The organism is Streptomyces sp. NPDC026672, from assembly GCF_040638185.1.
GTDB lineage: Bacteria > Actinomycetota > Actinomycetes > Streptomycetales > Streptomycetaceae > Streptomyces.
Window position 1 is genome coordinate 52,414 of the sequence record NZ_JBEZXS010000042.1, and the last position, 16,385, is coordinate 68,798.

General features: G+C 70.8%; 15 protein-coding genes. 6 read left to right on the forward strand and 9 right to left on the reverse strand.

Features of this window, described 5'->3' with window-relative positions:
- Nucleotides 1–3: 3 nt before the first annotated feature.
- The 3 genes from AB0F77_RS34560 to AB0F77_RS34570 form a co-directional block, all read right to left on the reverse strand.
- Nucleotides 4–837 carry a helix-turn-helix transcriptional regulator gene (locus AB0F77_RS34560; protein WP_361955903.1) on the reverse strand — a complete coding sequence of 278 codons (834 nt, stop codon included), beginning with the start codon at nucleotides 835–837 and terminating at the stop codon, nucleotides 4–6.
- A gap of 341 nt (nucleotides 838–1,178) precedes the next feature.
- Nucleotides 1,179–1,979, reverse strand: a complete 801-nt coding sequence (locus AB0F77_RS34565) for an aminoglycoside phosphotransferase family protein (RefSeq protein WP_361955905.1) — start codon at nucleotides 1,977–1,979, stop codon at nucleotides 1,179–1,181.
- Between the two features lie 233 nt (nucleotides 1,980–2,212).
- Nucleotides 2,213–3,490, reverse strand: coding sequence for a hypothetical protein (locus AB0F77_RS34570; RefSeq protein ID WP_361955907.1), 1,278 nt, complete (start codon nucleotides 3,488–3,490; stop codon nucleotides 2,213–2,215).
- A gap of 381 nt (nucleotides 3,491–3,871) precedes the next feature.
- On the opposite strand from AB0F77_RS34570, the gene AB0F77_RS34575 reads away from it, so the two are divergent.
- Nucleotides 3,872–4,741 (forward strand): helix-turn-helix transcriptional regulator, encoded by an 870-nt coding sequence (locus AB0F77_RS34575; protein ID WP_361955909.1) that lies wholly within the window; start codon nucleotides 3,872–3,874, stop codon nucleotides 4,739–4,741.
- The gene (locus AB0F77_RS34580; protein ID WP_361955911.1) at nucleotides 4,738–4,968 is read left to right on the forward strand and encodes a DUF397 domain-containing protein; all 231 of its coding nucleotides are present in this window, start codon (nucleotides 4,738–4,740) and stop codon (nucleotides 4,966–4,968) included. The genes AB0F77_RS34575 and AB0F77_RS34580 overlap by 4 nt, the downstream gene beginning before the upstream one ends.
- Before the next feature lie 242 nt (nucleotides 4,969–5,210).
- On the opposite strand, the gene AB0F77_RS34585 is transcribed toward AB0F77_RS34580, so the two are convergent.
- Nucleotides 5,211–5,978, reverse strand: a complete 768-nt coding sequence (locus AB0F77_RS34585) for a glucose 1-dehydrogenase (RefSeq protein WP_361955913.1) — start codon at nucleotides 5,976–5,978, stop codon at nucleotides 5,211–5,213.
- A gap of 136 nt (nucleotides 5,979–6,114) precedes the next feature.
- Between AB0F77_RS34585 and AB0F77_RS34590 the strand changes: the two genes are divergently transcribed.
- The 3 genes from AB0F77_RS34590 (at nucleotide 6,115) to AB0F77_RS34600 (ending at nucleotide 8,590) form a co-directional block, all read left to right on the forward strand.
- Complete coding sequence (locus AB0F77_RS34590; protein ID WP_361955915.1) at nucleotides 6,115–6,723, forward strand: TetR family transcriptional regulator; 609 nt, start codon at nucleotides 6,115–6,117, stop codon at nucleotides 6,721–6,723.
- A gap of 102 nt (nucleotides 6,724–6,825) precedes the next feature.
- Entirely contained in the window at nucleotides 6,826–7,566 is a 741-nt protein-coding gene (locus AB0F77_RS34595) for an SDR family oxidoreductase (RefSeq protein ID WP_361955917.1), read from the forward strand.
- A gap of 16 nt (nucleotides 7,567–7,582) precedes the next feature.
- Nucleotides 7,583–8,590, forward strand: a complete 1,008-nt coding sequence (locus AB0F77_RS34600) for a sigma-70 family RNA polymerase sigma factor (protein WP_361955919.1) — start codon at nucleotides 7,583–7,585, stop codon at nucleotides 8,588–8,590.
- A gap of 46 nt (nucleotides 8,591–8,636) precedes the next feature.
- On the opposite strand, the gene AB0F77_RS34605 is transcribed toward AB0F77_RS34600, so the two are convergent.
- The 5 genes from AB0F77_RS34605 to AB0F77_RS34625 all read right to left on the reverse strand — a co-directional run bounded on the left by AB0F77_RS34605 (nucleotide 8,637) and on the right by AB0F77_RS34625 (nucleotide 15,059).
- Nucleotides 8,637–9,908 (reverse strand): cation:proton antiporter, encoded by a 1,272-nt coding sequence (locus tag AB0F77_RS34605; protein WP_361955921.1) that lies wholly within the window; start codon nucleotides 9,906–9,908, stop codon nucleotides 8,637–8,639.
- Nucleotides 9,909–9,920: 12 nt separating this feature from the next.
- Nucleotides 9,921–11,327, reverse strand: a complete 1,407-nt coding sequence (locus AB0F77_RS34610; RefSeq protein WP_361955923.1) for a cytochrome P450 — start codon at nucleotides 11,325–11,327, stop codon at nucleotides 9,921–9,923.
- On the reverse strand, nucleotides 11,324–12,430 hold the full coding sequence (locus AB0F77_RS34615) for an alpha-hydroxy acid oxidase (protein WP_361955925.1): 1,107 nt from the start codon (nucleotides 12,428–12,430) through the stop codon (nucleotides 11,324–11,326). Before AB0F77_RS34615 ends, AB0F77_RS34610 begins: the two co-directional genes overlap by 4 nt.
- A gap of 7 nt (nucleotides 12,431–12,437) precedes the next feature.
- The gene (locus AB0F77_RS34620; protein ID WP_361955927.1) at nucleotides 12,438–14,030 is read right to left on the reverse strand and encodes an NAD(P)-binding domain-containing protein; all 1,593 of its coding nucleotides are present in this window, start codon (nucleotides 14,028–14,030) and stop codon (nucleotides 12,438–12,440) included.
- A gap of 423 nt (nucleotides 14,031–14,453) precedes the next feature.
- On the reverse strand, nucleotides 14,454–15,059 hold the full coding sequence (locus tag AB0F77_RS34625; protein WP_361955929.1) for a TetR-like C-terminal domain-containing protein: 606 nt from the start codon (nucleotides 15,057–15,059) through the stop codon (nucleotides 14,454–14,456).
- A gap of 113 nt (nucleotides 15,060–15,172) precedes the next feature.
- Here AB0F77_RS34625 and AB0F77_RS34630 point away from each other — a divergent pair, with 113 nt between their 5' ends.
- Complete coding sequence (locus AB0F77_RS34630) at nucleotides 15,173–16,378, forward strand: alpha/beta fold hydrolase (RefSeq protein ID WP_361955931.1); 1,206 nt, start codon at nucleotides 15,173–15,175, stop codon at nucleotides 16,376–16,378.
- Nucleotides 16,379–16,385 lie beyond the last annotated feature (7 nt).

Sequence of the window (16,385 nt, forward strand, 5' to 3'; positions counted from 1 at the left end):
GACTTACGCCGCCTGCTCCCCGTCGCCGTAGTACTCCTCCGCCATGTGCCGCATCAGCTCCGCCGAGTCCTTGATGGACAGTGCGGCGGCCTGAAGGTGGTCGTATCTCAGCGAACAGCTGGTGACCGTATTCGAGTCAGCGGTCGGATGGCCTTTTTCGTATCCCTCGGTGTAGGCGATGGCCGGGTCGGTCTGGAACCGGTAGATGTCGAACGGGCCCGTGAGCCCAGGGTGCGCTCCGGCCGAGAACGGCAGCACCTGAACGTTGACCCGGTTATCGCCCTCGAAGGAGGCCAGATGGGCGAGCTGGCCCCGCATGATGTCCCGGTCACCGATCTCCTGGTACAGGGCGGCCTCGCTGAGAACCATCCAGAAGACCGGCCGTTCCTCCTCGTGAAGGATGCGTTGCCGGGCCAGTCGCGCAGCAGCCTGGTCTTCGAGCGTGGGCTGGTCGAACGCGCCGAGCACCGCGCGAATGTAGGCCGGGGTCTGCAAAAGCCCGTGGACCATACCCATCTGAAAGGCGCAGATCTCGGTCGCCCGTGCTTCCAGCTCCGCGGTCACCCGGAACCAGCTGGGGAGTTGGCTCCTGAAGACCAGCTCCATGAGCCGGGACAACGACCCGCCCGTCTCCAGGGCAGCGTCCGCTCGCTGACTGAACTCCACCGTGGGCAACTTCCGGGCCGTCTCGATCTGACCGACCAGCGATCCGGTGTAATTGAGGACGCCGCCGAGTTGCCTCTGCGTCAGACCCGCCACTTCCCTGAACCGACGGAGTTCGGAGCCGTAGTAATCGAGCGGCGAGGCGCCTGGGTCGAGCACGTTGACGTTGGTCACGGACGATCCCTTCTCACGCAACCGGTCCTGAACGCCCGGGGGAACTGCGCATCCACGACACCTGGCCGGAGAGGACTCAGAGCGCGTCAGCTGGTGTGCTGATGCACCAGTCCGACCACCGGAAGCCGCGCTCCCGGCTCCCTTAGCGTGCGGGCTGGGACCATGGCACCGATACGCCAGGACCGCGCCGCTTCTGCGCCACCTTGGCGGCGACTTTTGGCGCGTCAACGCCACCCGAGCTCGGACACCCTCACCGAACGTGCGCCTCCGAGGTGAGGGCCTCGTAGGCGCAAACACCGAAAAACCTCCACACGTTGTACGGCTTACCGGGCAGCAGAATGTCAATTCCGTGTCGGGGAAGTCCACTTGGTGACCGTGTCACCGTCGTGAAGGATGTCAAGCCGGCGCCCCAGCTCCGCGTGGGAGAATTCTCGTACGGGCGCTGTGCGAATGTATGGACTGAGGCCCGTAATTTCCCGGGCGGCAATCACTGTGTCCAGTCCCTCCCACTCCCGTATGTCCCAGCCATAGCTCGCTGCCTGATCGTCCAGTGCCGCTGCTTCCGGACGTTGGAACCTACGTCGCGTGTAGTGGACTTGAGCCAGATCCCACTCACGCGGGCCGATCGCCGTATGGTCCCAGTCACCGAGGACAACACTGCCGGTCAGCGTTCGCATCTCGTTGTTCGGGTGTGCATCGCCATGGATGAGCCCCCAGGGGTTGGTGAAGGGCAGACGTGGCCAGCTCAACCGTAGATCCGTGATACGGGCAAGTAGCCACGCGCGTTGTGCGGGACGCATGGCGTCGGGCGTTTGAGCAAGCGCGGCGGCGACATCGTCGAAGGGGTCGATGAAGCGGGAAAGCGGAAACGGCGGGACGGGTTGCGCGTGCAGTTCCCTCAGCAGGCGGCCCAGGTCGGCTCCGGACGGAACCGGAGCATCAACCGTGGGCTCCAGATGCCAGATCGAGACCACTCGTCCTCGGGCGACAAAGGGCTGCTCCACACTGTCGACAGGCCGGACACACGAGTAGCCACGTGCAGCGAGCCATCGCGTCACGCGCACAGAAGCGGCAATCCGATCCAGGGCGTCAGGGGCGGTCGCGATACGCGCCACCCAGCCCAGCGACGGCAGAGCGATCACGGCGTTACTGTGCTGGTGAAGCACTGAAGCATCGTCTGTCTCGACAGCCAAGTGGTGGCCGACAGCAGCCAGGACGGCGGCGGTCTCAGGGTCAGCGGTACGATCAGTAGGCACGAGAAGAGTGTCGCTGGTCCGGCGCAGCACCATGAAGGTACACAGGTCCCTCGTGTGCCTGAAGTTCCACCTGCAGTCCGCAGGTAGTGCGGTACCTCATCGCGTCCGTGCTGACGTCATCAAAACGAGCGTCGCTGCGGCCAAGGGCCGACCGGATGCATGACCGGTCTCGCCACCTCGTACAGGTCCCGCACCGCCGACTCGTTCGAGTGAGGTCTGGCTGCGGAGAGCACCTCGTGGAGTCGACGCTGAACCCGCTGCGAGGAGAACGCAGGCAGTAGGGTCACCAGGTCCATCCCGACCGCACAGCCCTGCTCAAGTTCCCCGGCCTGGATGTGTCCGACAGCTTGCACGGCCAAGGAGAAAGCACGCAGTCGCGCGTACCCGTTCTTCCCTGATTCACGCAGGTGCATTGCGTCTTCCTCCGCCTTCGCCGCCTCTTCCCCCCACCCGAGATTTCGGTAGCAGTTCCCCTCTTCGTCCCGCACGTACGCCTCGTCATAAATCTCCGACCAAGCGGGCTCGTCCGTTCCACCGGCCTTGTCGTAGAATTCACGGGCTTGCCCGAGAAGAGATAAAGTTGCAGCCTCTTCTTTGGCAAGCGAAGCTGCGAGCGCCGCTTTCCCGATGATAAATGCGCGGGCCTTCACGCTCTGAAGCCCCCGCATTGCCAGTACCCACGCGGTGAGGGTGCGGTCGTCGGCCTCTTGCGATGTAGCCAGCGCCAGAGCCAGAAATCGACCGGAGACATCATTCTGCCCCACATCGAAGTGCATCCATGCGACACGAACCGCGAACTCGGCCGCAATCTGGAACATTTCGCATCGAACCGGATCACTCATGTGTGTGTGGAGGCGTGGCTGCACCACTTGCTGAAGATAGTCGATGGCGTAGGCCCGAGCGTGACCTCCCCCAAACTGGTGGTCGCTGGCGGTCAACGACGTCAGCATGGAGCGGATGACCACCACATCACCGCTTGTGAGGGGTCCAGGCACGGTGTCACGCACGGAGGGGATGCCGGTCAGGGGAAAGGCGGCATCGGAAGCCATACCGTTCTCATGCTCGTTCGGAAGCGGGCGGTGAGGCCGGTGTTCTACAGGTGTCCCGTTCAGCGTTCCAGACGGTTCAGCAGGGCCGGCAATCGGCCGGAACAACCTTACGGTCGGCTGCTGGAAGAGGTGTTCAAGGATGCGCCGAGTATCACGCTGTGGCGTCCGCTTCAGATCCCCGGCCATCCAGCGTTCAAAAGTACGCTTCGAGACGATCACGTCAGCGAGACGCTTCTCTCCAGTCTCCGCAGCAAGCTTGCATGCCGCCTCGATGAAGTGCACGTTGAAGGTCTCGACTGTGGTCCAGTCCCTCTCCTGGACCAACTGGCGAAAGAGCGTCGCCCGCACCACTGCCCCCCTTTACCATCGGTTCGTTTTTACAGCAGGCGACTTCTGTCACAAGGCTTTCGAGGGACGACGAGCTCCCGGAACGTCCGTTCGAAACGGGAGCGGGACGCGATCCGGTCGTTCCGCCCGGCGCTCTTCGAGGAGTACGCGGAACAACGTGGTCGGGCGTCCATCTCGAAACTTCCTGAAGGGCGAAGGCAGGGAAGCGTACATCCGGCCGCGTGAGCCGGATCACCACGCAACTATGCTCGCGCAGCAAGCTCGTTGGCAAGCCGCGTCACGCAACCTGCATATGCGGACCTGCAGTCTGTCGTCCCGGTGTATGCCATGGCAGACCGCACGCGCCCGTATCCGTACGACAGGGGGAGAGGGGGACCTGACGTGACTGATCCGAAGCCTGCCCCGGCTGTTCTCCAGATCGTCCTCGGCCGACGGCTGGCCGCTCTCCGCAGCGCTGCGGGCATGACCGCGGCCGATGCCGGTCGGGCCATCCGTACCGCGGCGACAACGATCACGAGGATGGAGAAGGCCGAGGTAGGGCTGAATCCTGCCAAGGTCAAGTGGCTACTCGAAATCTACGGAGTCGGCCCGAGCGGGATCCAAGAATTCCTGGACCTGCTCGACAAGGCGAGTGACCCTGGCTGGTGGCAGGGTTTTCGGGACGCCCTCCCGAGCTGGTTCGGTGTGCACGTCTCGCTGGAGACCGCCGCGGCGCACATTCACAGCTACGAACCCGCCGTCGTCCACGGACTGTTGCAGACGGAGGACTACGCACGCGGCGTACTGAGTCGTGGCCTGCCGCGCATGGACCCCGATACGCTTGAACGCCGGGTACATCTGCGCGTCAAGCGGCAGGAACTCCTGACCCGCAGCGATCCGGCGCCGCCCCGGTTGTGGGTCGTCATGGACGAGACGAACCTGCGGCGGCCGGTCGGCGGTCCCGAGGTGATGACCGCGCAGCTCGACCACCTCCTCACCATGGCCGAACTCCCGAACGTGTCGATCCGGATATGTCCCTTCGAAAGAGGCCTGCACTCCGGCGGATTCGGGCCGTTCACCGTTTTCCGGTTCGAGATTCCGGAACTCCCCGACATCGTGTCCGGCGACACCCTGAGCCGCGCCGTCTACAGCGAGGAAAAGAGCGAGGTCGCTCTCTTCCGGGAAGCTCTCGACCAGATGAGTGCAACCGCGCTGTCAGGGGATGACACCAGGCAGTTCATCTGTGACATCCGCAAGGAGCTGTACCCATGAGTCACGTCAGGAACGCCGACGCCGAGCTGGGGTCCGACCAGTGGCACAAGCCCTGGAGCGGGAGCAACGGTGGCAACTGCGTCGAGGCCAAGCAACTCGGCGACGGCCAGGTGGCCCTGCGTCAGTCGGCGGACCCCGAGGGTCCCGCCCTGATCTTCCCGGCAAGGGAGATCAGCGCTCTGATCGCCGCCGCCAAGGACGGTACAGCCGACTTTCTCCTCGCTTGAACGATCCCGGCAAAGCCCCGGCGGTCCCGGTCCTGACAGCCGCCGCAGAGGCTCGTACGCGGTCGGCCGGACGACAGGGGCAGGACCGGTCCGCCGACGGGACCGGCCCGCCGACGGCAGGGCAACCGATGGCGGACCGGTGAGCCAGTGAACCAGTGGCCCAGAGGGGCGACCAAGCCCCGAACCGGGCGGACCCGGGATGCAAGCCGCGCCCCTCCTCCCGCCTCCCCCGGAGGGCCACGTCAGGGGGCGATGACCGCCGCCGTCGTGCGGCCGCCGTCCACGTCCAGGGTGATCCCGTGGACGAAGGAGGCGTCGTCGGAGGCGAGGTACACGGCCGCCTGCGCGATCGCGTCGGGCGTGCCCGTCGTACCGGCCGGGGTGCCGTGCATCATCATCTCGGCCGGGTGGGCCGCCTCGCCCGGCACCCGGTCGTGGATGACACCCGGCGAGATCGCGTTGACCCGGACACCGCGCGGGCCGAACTCGGCCGCCCAGGACCGGGTCAGCGTCTCGAGGGCGCCCTTGGTGGAGCTGTAGACGACACCGAGCGGCAGGCCGAGCCGGGTCACCCAGGAGCCGAGGTTGACGATCACGCCCCCGCCGGCCTCCGCCATCGCCGGGGCCACCGCCGCGGTCAGGAAGAACGGCGCCTTCACATTGACGCCGAAGATCCGGTCGAAGGTCTCCTCGTCGGTGTCCGGCGTACCGTGCCCGGGGAAGATGCCGGCGTTGTTCACCAGCACGTCGATCCGGCCCCCGAGCACCTGCCGGGCGTCGTCCGCGAGGCGCCGGGAGACGGCCGCGCTGCCGTCGAGGTCGGCCGGGACGAAGTCGGCGGACCCTCCCTTGCCGCGGATCTCGGCCACCACGGCCTCGCCCCGCTCCCGGTCGCGCCCGGAGACGGCGACGTGCGCCCCCTCCGCGCCGAAGGCCAGGGCGATCGCCCGGCCGATGTTGCTGGTGGCCCCGGTGACCAGGGCGGTCCTGTTCTGAAGACGTGCGGTCATGGTGTGGCAACTCCCTGAGGAACCGTCGGAACGACCCCCACCCTGCGTCGCGAAAAATGGACCAGCAAGTCCAAGGGCAGCGCCCGAGGTCCGTTAGACTGGACTCAGGAGTCCAACGTTCCGAGGAGGCGCGGCCATGCCGGGCAGCACACTGACGGCCAAGGGCCGGGCCACCCGGACACGCATCGTCCAGGGCGCCGCCGACGTCCTGCGCGATCGGGGCGTGGCGCAGACGACGCTGGACGACGTGATGGCGCAGACCCGCACCAGCAAGAGCCAGCTGTTCCACTACTTCCCCGGCGGCAAGGACGAACTGCTCCTCGCCGTCGCGCAGTTCGAGGCCGACCGGGTCCTGGAGGACCAGCAGCCCCAGCTGGACCGGCTGGACTCCTGGGAGGCGTGGGACGACTGGCGGAACACGGTCGTGCGGCGGTACGAGGAGCAGGGCGACCACTGTCCGCTGGGTGCGCTGTCCCTCCAGATCGGCCGCACCACCCCCGGGGGCCGCGCGATCGTGGTCACCCTGATGAAGCGCTGGCGGGACCGCCTCGCCGCGGGCATCCGGACCATGCAGCGGGCCGGGCACGTCGCGGACGACGTGGACGCCGAGGAGACGGCCGCCGCCATGCTCGCCGGCCTCCAGGGCGGTGTGGCGATCCTCATGGCCACCGGTGACTCCACCCATCTGCGGGCGGTCCTGGACTGGTCGATCCGGCAGCTCCGCGCCACCGTCCCCGCCCACTGACCCGGACGGCGCGGAGAAGTCGTGCCCCGGGCGGCGACGCTTTTCGCCCGCGCGGGCGGTCTTGAACGGGAAACCGAATCCGACCGTCCTCTGGAGAGTCCGATGTCCGCTCCATTCCCCACCGCCGTCGTCACCGGAGCCGGCCGAGGCTTCGGGCGCGCGATCGCCGCCGCGCTCGTCGCGGGCGGCACCCGGGTCGTCGGCATCGCCCGCGACGCGCAGGCGCTCGACGCCGTCCGCGACGAGCTGGGCGACGCCTTCACCCCGCTGGCCGCCGACGCCACCGGCGACGCCCTGGCCCACGACGTGATCCGCGACCACCGTCCCGGCCTGCTGGTCCTCAACGCCGGGGCCGCCCCGCACATGGCCCCCGTGCAGGAGCAGACCTGGGAGACGTTCAGCCGCAACTGGGAGACCGACACACGGCACGTGTTCGCCTGGACCCGGGCCGCGCTGCGGGCACCGCTCGCGCGGGGCGGTGTGGTCGTCTCCGTCTCCAGCGGCGCCGCGCTCGTCGGGTCACCGCTCAGCGGCGGGTACGCGAGCGCCAAGCAGGCGATCCGCCTCCTCCGCGAGTACGCCGCCGAGGAGGCGCGCCGCGCGGACCTCGGCATCCGCTTCGCGTCCCTGCTGCCCCAGCTCACCCCGGCCACGGCCATGGGCGCCGTCGCCGTCGCCGGGTACGCAGACCGTCAGGGCGTCGACCCGGAGACGTTCGCGGCGTCGATCCAGCCGCTCCTCACGCCCGACCAGGTCGCCAAGGCCGTCCTGGAGGTCGCGGCGGACGCGGACGCCGCGCCGGAGTACCGGGTCGGCGGCGCCGGACTGTTCCCGGTCGACTGACATGTCCTCCGTTGACATGTCCTCCGTGGTGAAGCAGGGCGCACCGCCGGACAGGGGCGGCGTGCCGTCCGACGCCGAGTTCACCCGCGCGACCGCGCCGCTGCGCCCCGAGCTGCTCGCGCACTGCTACCGCATGCTGGGCTCCGTCCACGACGCGGAGGACCTCGTCCAGGAGACGTACCTGCGGGCCTGGCGGGCGTACGACCGCTTCGAGGGCCGTTCCTCGGTACGGCGGTGGCTGTACCGGATCGCCACCCGGGCCTGTCTGACGGCGCTGGAGTCCCGGGCCCGGCGGCCGCTGCCGTCGGGGCTCGGCGCGCCCTCGGACGACCACCGGGTCGAACTCTCCGGTTCCGAACCGGCGTCGCCCTGGCTCCAGCCGGTGCCTGACGCGCTGCTGTCGTCGGACGACCCGGCGGTGGTCGTCGCGGCCCGCAGCGGGGTGCGGCTGGCGTTCGTCGCCGCGCTCCAGTTGCTGCCCGCGCGGCAGCGGGCGGTGCTGACCCTGCGGGACGTGCTGGCGTTCCGGACGGCCGAGGTGGCGGAGATCCTGGGCACCTCGGCCGCGGCCGTGGACAGCGCGCTGCGCCGGGCGCGGGCGACGCTCGCGCAGGCGGGGCCCGTCCAGGAGGACCTGGCCGAGCCCGGCGAGGAGGCCCGGCGGGCGCTGCTCGACCGGTTCGTGGACGCGCTGACCCGGGCCGACGCGGACGCCCTGGTGGAGCTGTTGCGGGCGGACGTGGAGCTGGAGATGCCGCCGCAGCGGACGTGGTTCACCGGCCGCGCCGCGGTCGTGGGGTTCCTCTCGGCGCGGATCCTGCGCCCGGGGCGGTGGCGGCTGACGCCGACCCTCGCCAACGGGCAGCCCGCGGTGGTGATCGACGAGCGGACGGCCGGGGGCGGCTTCGAGCCGCACGGGGTGCAGGTCCTCACGCCGATCGGGTCGCGGATCGCGCGGATCACCGTGTTCGGCGACCCGGACCTCGTACCCGTCTTCCGGCGGGCCGCCGTCCGGACGCCGTGACCGTGTGCCCGGCACCGGCCGCTCTCCGGCCGGTGCCGGGCGCCGATCAGGTGCGGGCCGCCGCCGGGGTGGGCTCGGGATCCGCCCGCCGCCCGGCCGCGGCGTCCCGGCGGTCGAGCCAGGACAGGACCGGTGACGTCATCACGGTCGTGACGAGCGCCACCAGGACCAGCGCGGAGAACAGGGTCTGGCCGACGATCCCGGCGGCGAGGCCGACGTTCAGGGCGATCAGCTGCATCAGTCCGCGGGCGTTCATCAGCGCCCCGACCCGGACCGCCACCGCCGGTGGCTCCCCGCGCAGCCGGGCCGCCGCCCAGCAGCCGCCGAACTTGCCGGCCACGGCCAGGGCGACGGCCGCCGCGCCGAAGGCGAGCACCCCGGGGTCGGAGAAGACGTCGAAGCGGGTGTTCAGGCCCGAGTAGGTGAAGAACATCGGGACGAAGACGACCTGGGTCACCGACTGCACGGTCCGCACGATCCGGGCGGCGGCCTCGGTGCGCGGCATCGCCATGCCCACGCAGAACGCGCCGAAGACGGCGTACAGGTCGATCGAGTCCGTGAACCAGGCGGCGCAGAACAGCACGGCGACGACACCGAGCAGCCGGGGCTCCTCGCCGAGTCCGGGCCGGTCGACGATCCAGGCGAGCAGTCGGCGGCCGACCAGCAGCAGGACGGCCACGAACAGCAGCGAGCCGCCGACCGTGGTGAGGATCTTGCTCACGTCGCCCGCGGCGGCGCTCAGCACCCCGGCCAGCATGATCCAGGCGACGGCGTCGTCCGTGGCCCCCGAGGCGAGGGAGAGCGAGCCGAACCGGGTGCCGGACAGCCCGCGTTCGGTGATGATGCGGGCGAGCATGGGGAACGCGGTGATGGCCAGGGCGACGCCGACGAACGCGGCCGTGATCCAGTCCGAGACGCCGGCGACGAAGATGTCGACGTGGCCGTGCACCGCGAACGTGAGGCCGACGCCCAGTACGAGGGGGACGGTCACGCCGGCCGCCGAGACGGCGACCGCGGTGCCGGCCAGGCCCCGGCTCGCATGGGCCCGGAACTCGTAGCCCGCGTGGAACATCAGGGCGACGAGCCCGATCTGCCCGGCGACGTAGAGGACGGGTTCGAGTTCGGCGGGGAAGACCGCGTCGGACGCTCCGGGCGCGATCAGGCCGAACAGGGACGGGCCGAGCAGCACGCCGGCGATCATCTCGCCGACGACGGGCGGCTGGCCGAAGCGGCCGGCGATCATGACGACGACCCGGCACACCAGCAGGATGACGACGACCGCGGCGAAGAAGGCGGGCGCGAGTTCCACAGGAGTCATGGTGTTTCCCCCTCACCGGCCGCCGACGGCCGACGGGGCGGACGAACCGCCCGGCGACGCCGCGAAGTAGGTGTGGCACAGGCCCTGTCTGCGGGCGTCCCAGACCATGTAGCTGCCGAGGACGAGCTGGGTCAGGCTGCGGGGCACGGCGGCCCAGTGGTCGGCGAGCCGCAGCGCCGCGAGCCGGACGCGGCGCCGGCGGCCGGCCCGCGCGTGCGGGACGAGCAGGCAGGGGCCGCGGCTGGGCAGCGAACGGGTGTGCCGGGCCGAGGAGTCGAGCACATGGCGGCGCAGCACCTCCTCGGCGGCCACGCGCAGGGTGAGCACGGCGAAGCCGCGGGCCGGGCAGGGCCGGTTGGCGGTGACCCCGAAGGGGATGGACGCGGTGGGGCGGGTGTCCTTCGACAGCCAGCGGTCGGGGTCGAAGTCGTCGGCCCGGTCCGTGCCCGAGCGCTGGTACTCGGGGTAGTTGAACAGCAGGACCGAGCCGGCCGGCAGATCGGGCCTGCCCTCGCGCGGGATCGCCCCGGTGGTGATGCGGTGGGCCACGCCGAACAGCGGGAAGTGCTGGAGCGTCTCGTCGACGACGTGGTCCAGGTAGTCGGGGTCCTGAGTGTCCTCGGGCCCGGGGCCGAGACGTTTCTGCACGTCCGGGTGGGTGGCGAGGGCGAGCAGCAGATGGGCCGAGGCCTCGGACATCTGCACGACGGCCGTGTTGAAGAAGGTGCCCTGGAGGTAGAGGGCCCGCTCGCGCTCGGACAGCAGGCTCGGCAGGGGCACGGGCGGCGGGTCGTGGGCGAGCCGGTCGCGCAGATACGCCGTGAGCCGGCCGCGGCGGTCCATGTGCCGCAGCCGGGTGCACTTGAGCGCGCCGACCACGTCGTCGGCGTTGCCGGTGATCAGGTCCCGGACGTCGCGCGGGCAGGGGGCGCGGAAGACGACCTCGTAGTAGACCTCGGCCCACACCGGCATCATCAGGTCCCGCAGTCGGACCGTGCGGACGCGGTCGCCGGCGTCGTGCTCGTCCAGGACGCGCCGGGTGCAGCGGCCGACCAGGTCGGTCCACTCGGCGCGGGACGGCCCGGCGAGGATCTGCCGGGTGGCGCGGGCGACGTCGTCGTAGCGGGGGCCGGGTTCGAGGTGTTCCTGGTGGACCTCGGGGCCGGGCGAGAGCCAGTACCAGAACAGGTCGGACAGGGCCGCGCCGCGGCTGCGACCGGCCGCCGCGGGGTGCCCGTAGACCTGCTTGAACTCCTCGGCGGAGACCTCGGGGCCGGGCGCGGTGATGCCCTCCGCCCCGTTGACCCACGCGAAAATGCGCACCCGCAGGGCCACGACCGCCCGGGGCAGCCAGTACGGCAGGCTCACCACCAGGGCCACGGCCGCCGGGGCCAGGAGCAGCGCGCCGGGGGCGTTCACGGCCGCCTCCCGTCGAACAGCGGGCCCGACCAGGCGGGCCGGACGAGGTCGGGGCCGAGTTCGGTGAGGCCGGCCGCGCCGCACAGGGCGACGGTGTCCTCGATCTCCTCGCGCAGCAGTTCGAGGAGGCGTCGTACGCCCTTCTCGCCGTCGGCGGCGAGCGCCCACATCACGGGCCGGCCGACGCCGGTGGCGAGGGCGCCGAGCGCGAGCGCCTTGACGACGTCGGTGCCCCGGCGCACCCCGCCGTCCAGCAGCACGGGGATCCGGCCCGCGACGGCGGCCACGATCTCGGGCAGCAGCTCCAACGTGGCCGGGACGGTGTCGAGTTGGCGGCCCCCGTGGTTGGACAGCAGGAGTCCGTCCACACCGTGGCGCACGGCGAGCCGGGCGTCCTCGGGGTGCAGCACGCCCTTGAGCAGGATCGGCAGGTCGGTGACCGAGCGCAGCCAGGCGACGTGCTTCCAGGAGAACTCGGCGGACATGGCGATCTGGCGGACATGGCCGCGCTCGCCGTCGCGCAGGTCGACGAGGTTCTCGCAGCGCAGTCCGGCGGGCAGGTCGTGGAAGCCGTTGCGGCGGTTGCGTTCGCTCGCGCCGAGCACGGGCGAGTCGACGGTGACGACGAGGGCGGCGCATCCCGCGTCGGTGGCGCGGTGCACCAGTGCCTCGGTGATGTCGGGGTCGGGCTGGAGGTAGAGCTGGAACCAGAGCGGCACGGGTTCGCCGGGCGGGGCCGCGGCGCGGGCCGCGTCGGCGACCTCGGCGACGGCCACGGTCGACGCCATGCTCGTGATCATCACGGCGCCGGCGGCGGCCGCCGCCCGCGCGGTCGCCAACTCGCCCTCGGGGTCGACCAGTTTGTGGAAGGCGGTCGGCGAGAGGACCACGGGGAGCCGGGCACGTCCGCCGAACAGGTCGACGTCCAGGTCCGGTGCGGCCCGGCCGCGCAGGACGCGGGGCAGCAGCCGCAGCCGGCCGAACGCCTCCTCGTTGGCGCGCACGGTGACCTCGTCGCGGGCGCCGCCCGCGATGAAGTCGGCGTGGACGGGGTCGATGCGCTCGCGGGCCGCGGTCTCGAAGTCCCTGACGGAGAGGGTCACGGCCGGCTCACCGCCCCGCGCCGGTGGGCCGCGCGTCCAGGGAGCGGGCGAAGAACGCGGTGAGCGGGGCGAGATGGGCGTCGGGGTGGTCCCACTCGTTCTCCAGGTTCTCCGCCATGTGGTGGACGCCGAGGAGTTCGCCGCCCCGGAAGTGCCGTATGACCGGGTGGAGGTAGGCCGCGTCGAAGGCGTCCTCGGCGGAGTTCTGGGCGGTGCGGCGCACGGTGATGTCGAAGGGGTCGACCTTGTCGTGGTCGGGGCCGTATTCGAGGGTGACGGTGAAGTGGTCACGGTCGCGGGTGAGTTCGCCGACCGGGGCGTAGTCGACGGGCACCTCCTCGTGGTAGCGGGCGGTGCCGTCGGGCTGCCCGACGACGAGGTCGCCGAGGACGCCGAACTGCTGCCAGAGCGCGGAGCTGCGGTTGACGCGCTCCACGACGGCGTCCGCCAGGACCGCCGGGTCCGCGGCGAGGGCGCGGTGGGGCCAGGGGCGGTCGTGGTGGCGTTCGTCCAGGATGCGACCGAGGGCGCGCACGGCGTAGCGGAAGCCGTGGATGAAGCCGCTCGTCGACTTCTTGAAGTCCCGCTGCTGCATGAGGGTTCCGGCGAAGTACAGGCCGGGCACGTCGACGGACTCGTAGGCGGGGGTGAGCGCGGCGAACCGGTCGTCGATGACGAGCGCGGGCCGGCACCCCTCGTCGAACGGCGAGGCGTCGAAGCGGAATCCGGTGCACACGACGACCCGGTCGTACGTCAGCTCCTTCACGACCTCGTCGGCCCGGGAGAAGCTGAACCGGACGCGGTAGCGGCCGCTGCCGGGGTCCTTGACGATGTCCAGGACCTGGCCGTCGAGCAACGCGTTCTGCGACTTGAGCTGGTAGGTGTCGAGGAAGTTGTTGTTGACGGCGCGCAGATGGCCCACGAAGTGGGTGTTCCAGGCGAGCCGGATGGAGTGCGGTCCGGCGACGTGGATCACCGCGGCGTGCGCGACGAGGTTGTCGGCGGTCTCCAGCGCGGAGTTGCCCTTGCCGAGGACGAGGACGCGCTGGTCGGTGAAGTCCTCGGGGTCGACGGAGACGTCCCGGTACTCCTCGGCCGTCTCGATGCCGGGGATGTCGGGGGTGTGGGGCCGGGTGACGCCGGTGGCCATGACCAGGCGGCGGGCCCGGTGTTCGGTGCCGCGCTGGTCGGTGACGGTGAAGCCGCCCCCGTCGGCGTCGTCGCGCCGGATGCGTACGGCGCGGGTGTCGTAGGCGATGTCCAGCTTGAACGCCTCGGCGAAGTCGGCGAGATAGCGCACCAGGTCGTCGGCGGCCGGGAAGTAGCGCGCGGTGTACCGGGTGAACAGCAGGTCGGGATCGGGGGACAGCAGCGAGTTCCAGTCCATGCGGAGGTTGAGCTCGGGGTCCCGGGTGCCGTTGTGGACCTTGTTGATGGAGATCAGGGTGCGGTGTCGGGGAAAGGTGCGGAAAAAAGTGCCCGGGGTGTCGCCGCTCTCCAGGATGCGGTAGCGGTGACCCGCCTCCTGGAACTGCTGCCCGAGCTGGAGCCCGGCGGGACCGGCGCCGATGACGAGGTAGTCGAGCGGTTCCTGATGCACGATGCCTGCCTTCCGTGGGGGTGGGGGTCCGGAAGTCTGCGCGCAGGGGGAAGTGAGGTCTGCCGGGACCGGCTCCCGTCACAGGGGTCGGGAAGACGACAGGTCTCTTGAATCCTCAACCAGACCCTAGGCACCGCCGCTGATCTACAACAACGGACAGAACTCGCCAGCCTCCCGGGTCCCGACCGCCCCACGCGCCCCGGGCGCGCTGTCAACCGGGCGGGGCCTCGGACGACTCGGCTCCCGGCCCTCCCCCGGGCGGCCGGGAAAGAGCCCTCGCGGCCGGGGCGGCCCCGACGGACGCGACGCGCGTCACCTCCCGTACGTGGCACACTGCGCCGGCCCCGGGGCGCGTGCGGCGGCCCGGGGGCGGCTCCGAGTGGCCGAATCCGGTACGCCGGACGACCGTCCGGGAACGTCCCGCTACGCCTTCAGCGCGGCGACGATCTTGGCGGCGACGCGGTCGGCGTACCCCTCCCCCACCGCCCCGCGCACCACGGCCAGCCGCCAGTAGACCGGGCTGACGAGGAAGTCCATGCCGAGTTCGAGGTCGCTGTCGGCGGGCAGCTCACCGCGTTCGACGGCCCGCCGCAGCATCCGGGCGGCGCTCTCGCGGCGCGGGCCGCGGATGCCCTCAAGGAACGCGTCGGCGAGTTCCCCGTTGCGGGACGCCTCGGCGAGCAGGTCGGGGACGACGCGGGAGACGAGCGGATGGCTCAGGGCGTCGACGGTGTCGAGGACGAAGCGGGTGATGTCGCCGAGCAGATCACCGGTGTCGGGGGCGGGTACCGCCGAGACGGCGGCGCGGGCGGCGAGTTCGACGGTCATGGCCTGCTTGGAGGGCCAGCGGCGGTAGACGGCGGCCTTGCCCGCACCCGCCCGGCGCGCGACGGCCTCGATGGACAGCCTGCCGTAGCCGACGGCGGCGAGCTCCTCGAAGAAGGCGCTCTCCAGGGCGCGCGTCAGGTCGTCCTGGAGGACGGGACCGCCCGGGGTCCGTTTCGCGGCGGGTGCGGGGGTGTCGGTCATGCGCCCCACCGTACACAAGACGGAACGGTTGCGTCTCGACTGGTCCCGGGAGTACGGTCGGAGCCAGCCGAGTCGGAACGGTTCCGTCTCGCCTAGCTCAGGGGATGAGTCCCATGAAGTTCCTCTTCGACAACGAGTCCTTCTCGTTCGAGACCCTGCGGGCCGCCGGGTTCGCCCCGTACGGCGGCGCCGACCTCGGCGAGATCGTCACCACCGCCCGGCGGATCGGCGAGGGCGACGAGGAAAGCTGGCACCGGTCCTGGAAGGCGACGGCCGAACGGGTCCGGGAGATCGCCGACCGCGCCCTCGCCGACGGTCACCGGGTGAGCGCCCGCGAGGCGTTCCTGCGCGCCTCGAACTACTACCGCACCGCGGAGTTCTTCCTGCGCGACCACCCCGCCGACGACCCCGAGGTCACCCTGCTCTCCACCCTGTCGCACGACACGTTCGCCGCCGCGGCCGAGCTGTTCGACACCCCGGTCGAGGCGGTGACGATCCCCTACGAGGGCACCACGCTGCCCGGCTACCTCTTCCTGGTCGACGACTCCGGCGTCCCGCGCCCGACCGTGATCTACACCAGCGGCTACGACTCGACGCTGGAGGAGGCGTACTTCGCGGTGGCCGCCGCGGCGCTGCGCCGGGGCTACAACGTCCTCGCCTTCGACGGCCCGGGGCAGGGCGCCGCGCTGCGCCGGCAGGGGATGGTGTTCCGGGCCGACTGGGAGGCGGTGACCACACCGGTCCTCGACCACGCCCTGACCCGCCCGGAGATCGACGGCGAGCGGATCGTCCTGTTCGGGTACAGCCTGGGCGGTTACCTCGTGGCGCGCGCCGCCGCCTTCGAGCACCGGATCGCCGCGACGATCCTGGACGACGGCATCCACGACTTCCACAGCGCCTTCCACCGCATGCTGCCGCCCGCGGTCGCCGCGTGGGTGGACGAGGAGCGCGACGACGTCGCCGAACCGGTCCTCACGATGCTCACCGGCGTGAGCACCCAGGTCCGCTGGGCCTTCCACAACGGCGTCTGGGCGATGGGCGCCACGTCGTTCGCCGACCTGGTGCGCAGGACCCGGGCGTACTCGATCGCGGACGTCGCCGACCGGATCACCGCTCCCACGCTGATCCTCGACGCGGAGAACGACCAGTTCCTCAAGGGGCAGCCGCAGGAGGTGGAGAAGGCGCTGGTGAACGCCCCCACCACGCTGGTCACCCTCACGGAGGCCGAAGGGGCGGGCGAGCACTGCCACATGGGTGCGATGAGCCGCGCGCACCAGGTCATGTTCGACTGGCTCGACACGACGCTCGCGGCCGTCTGAGACCGGA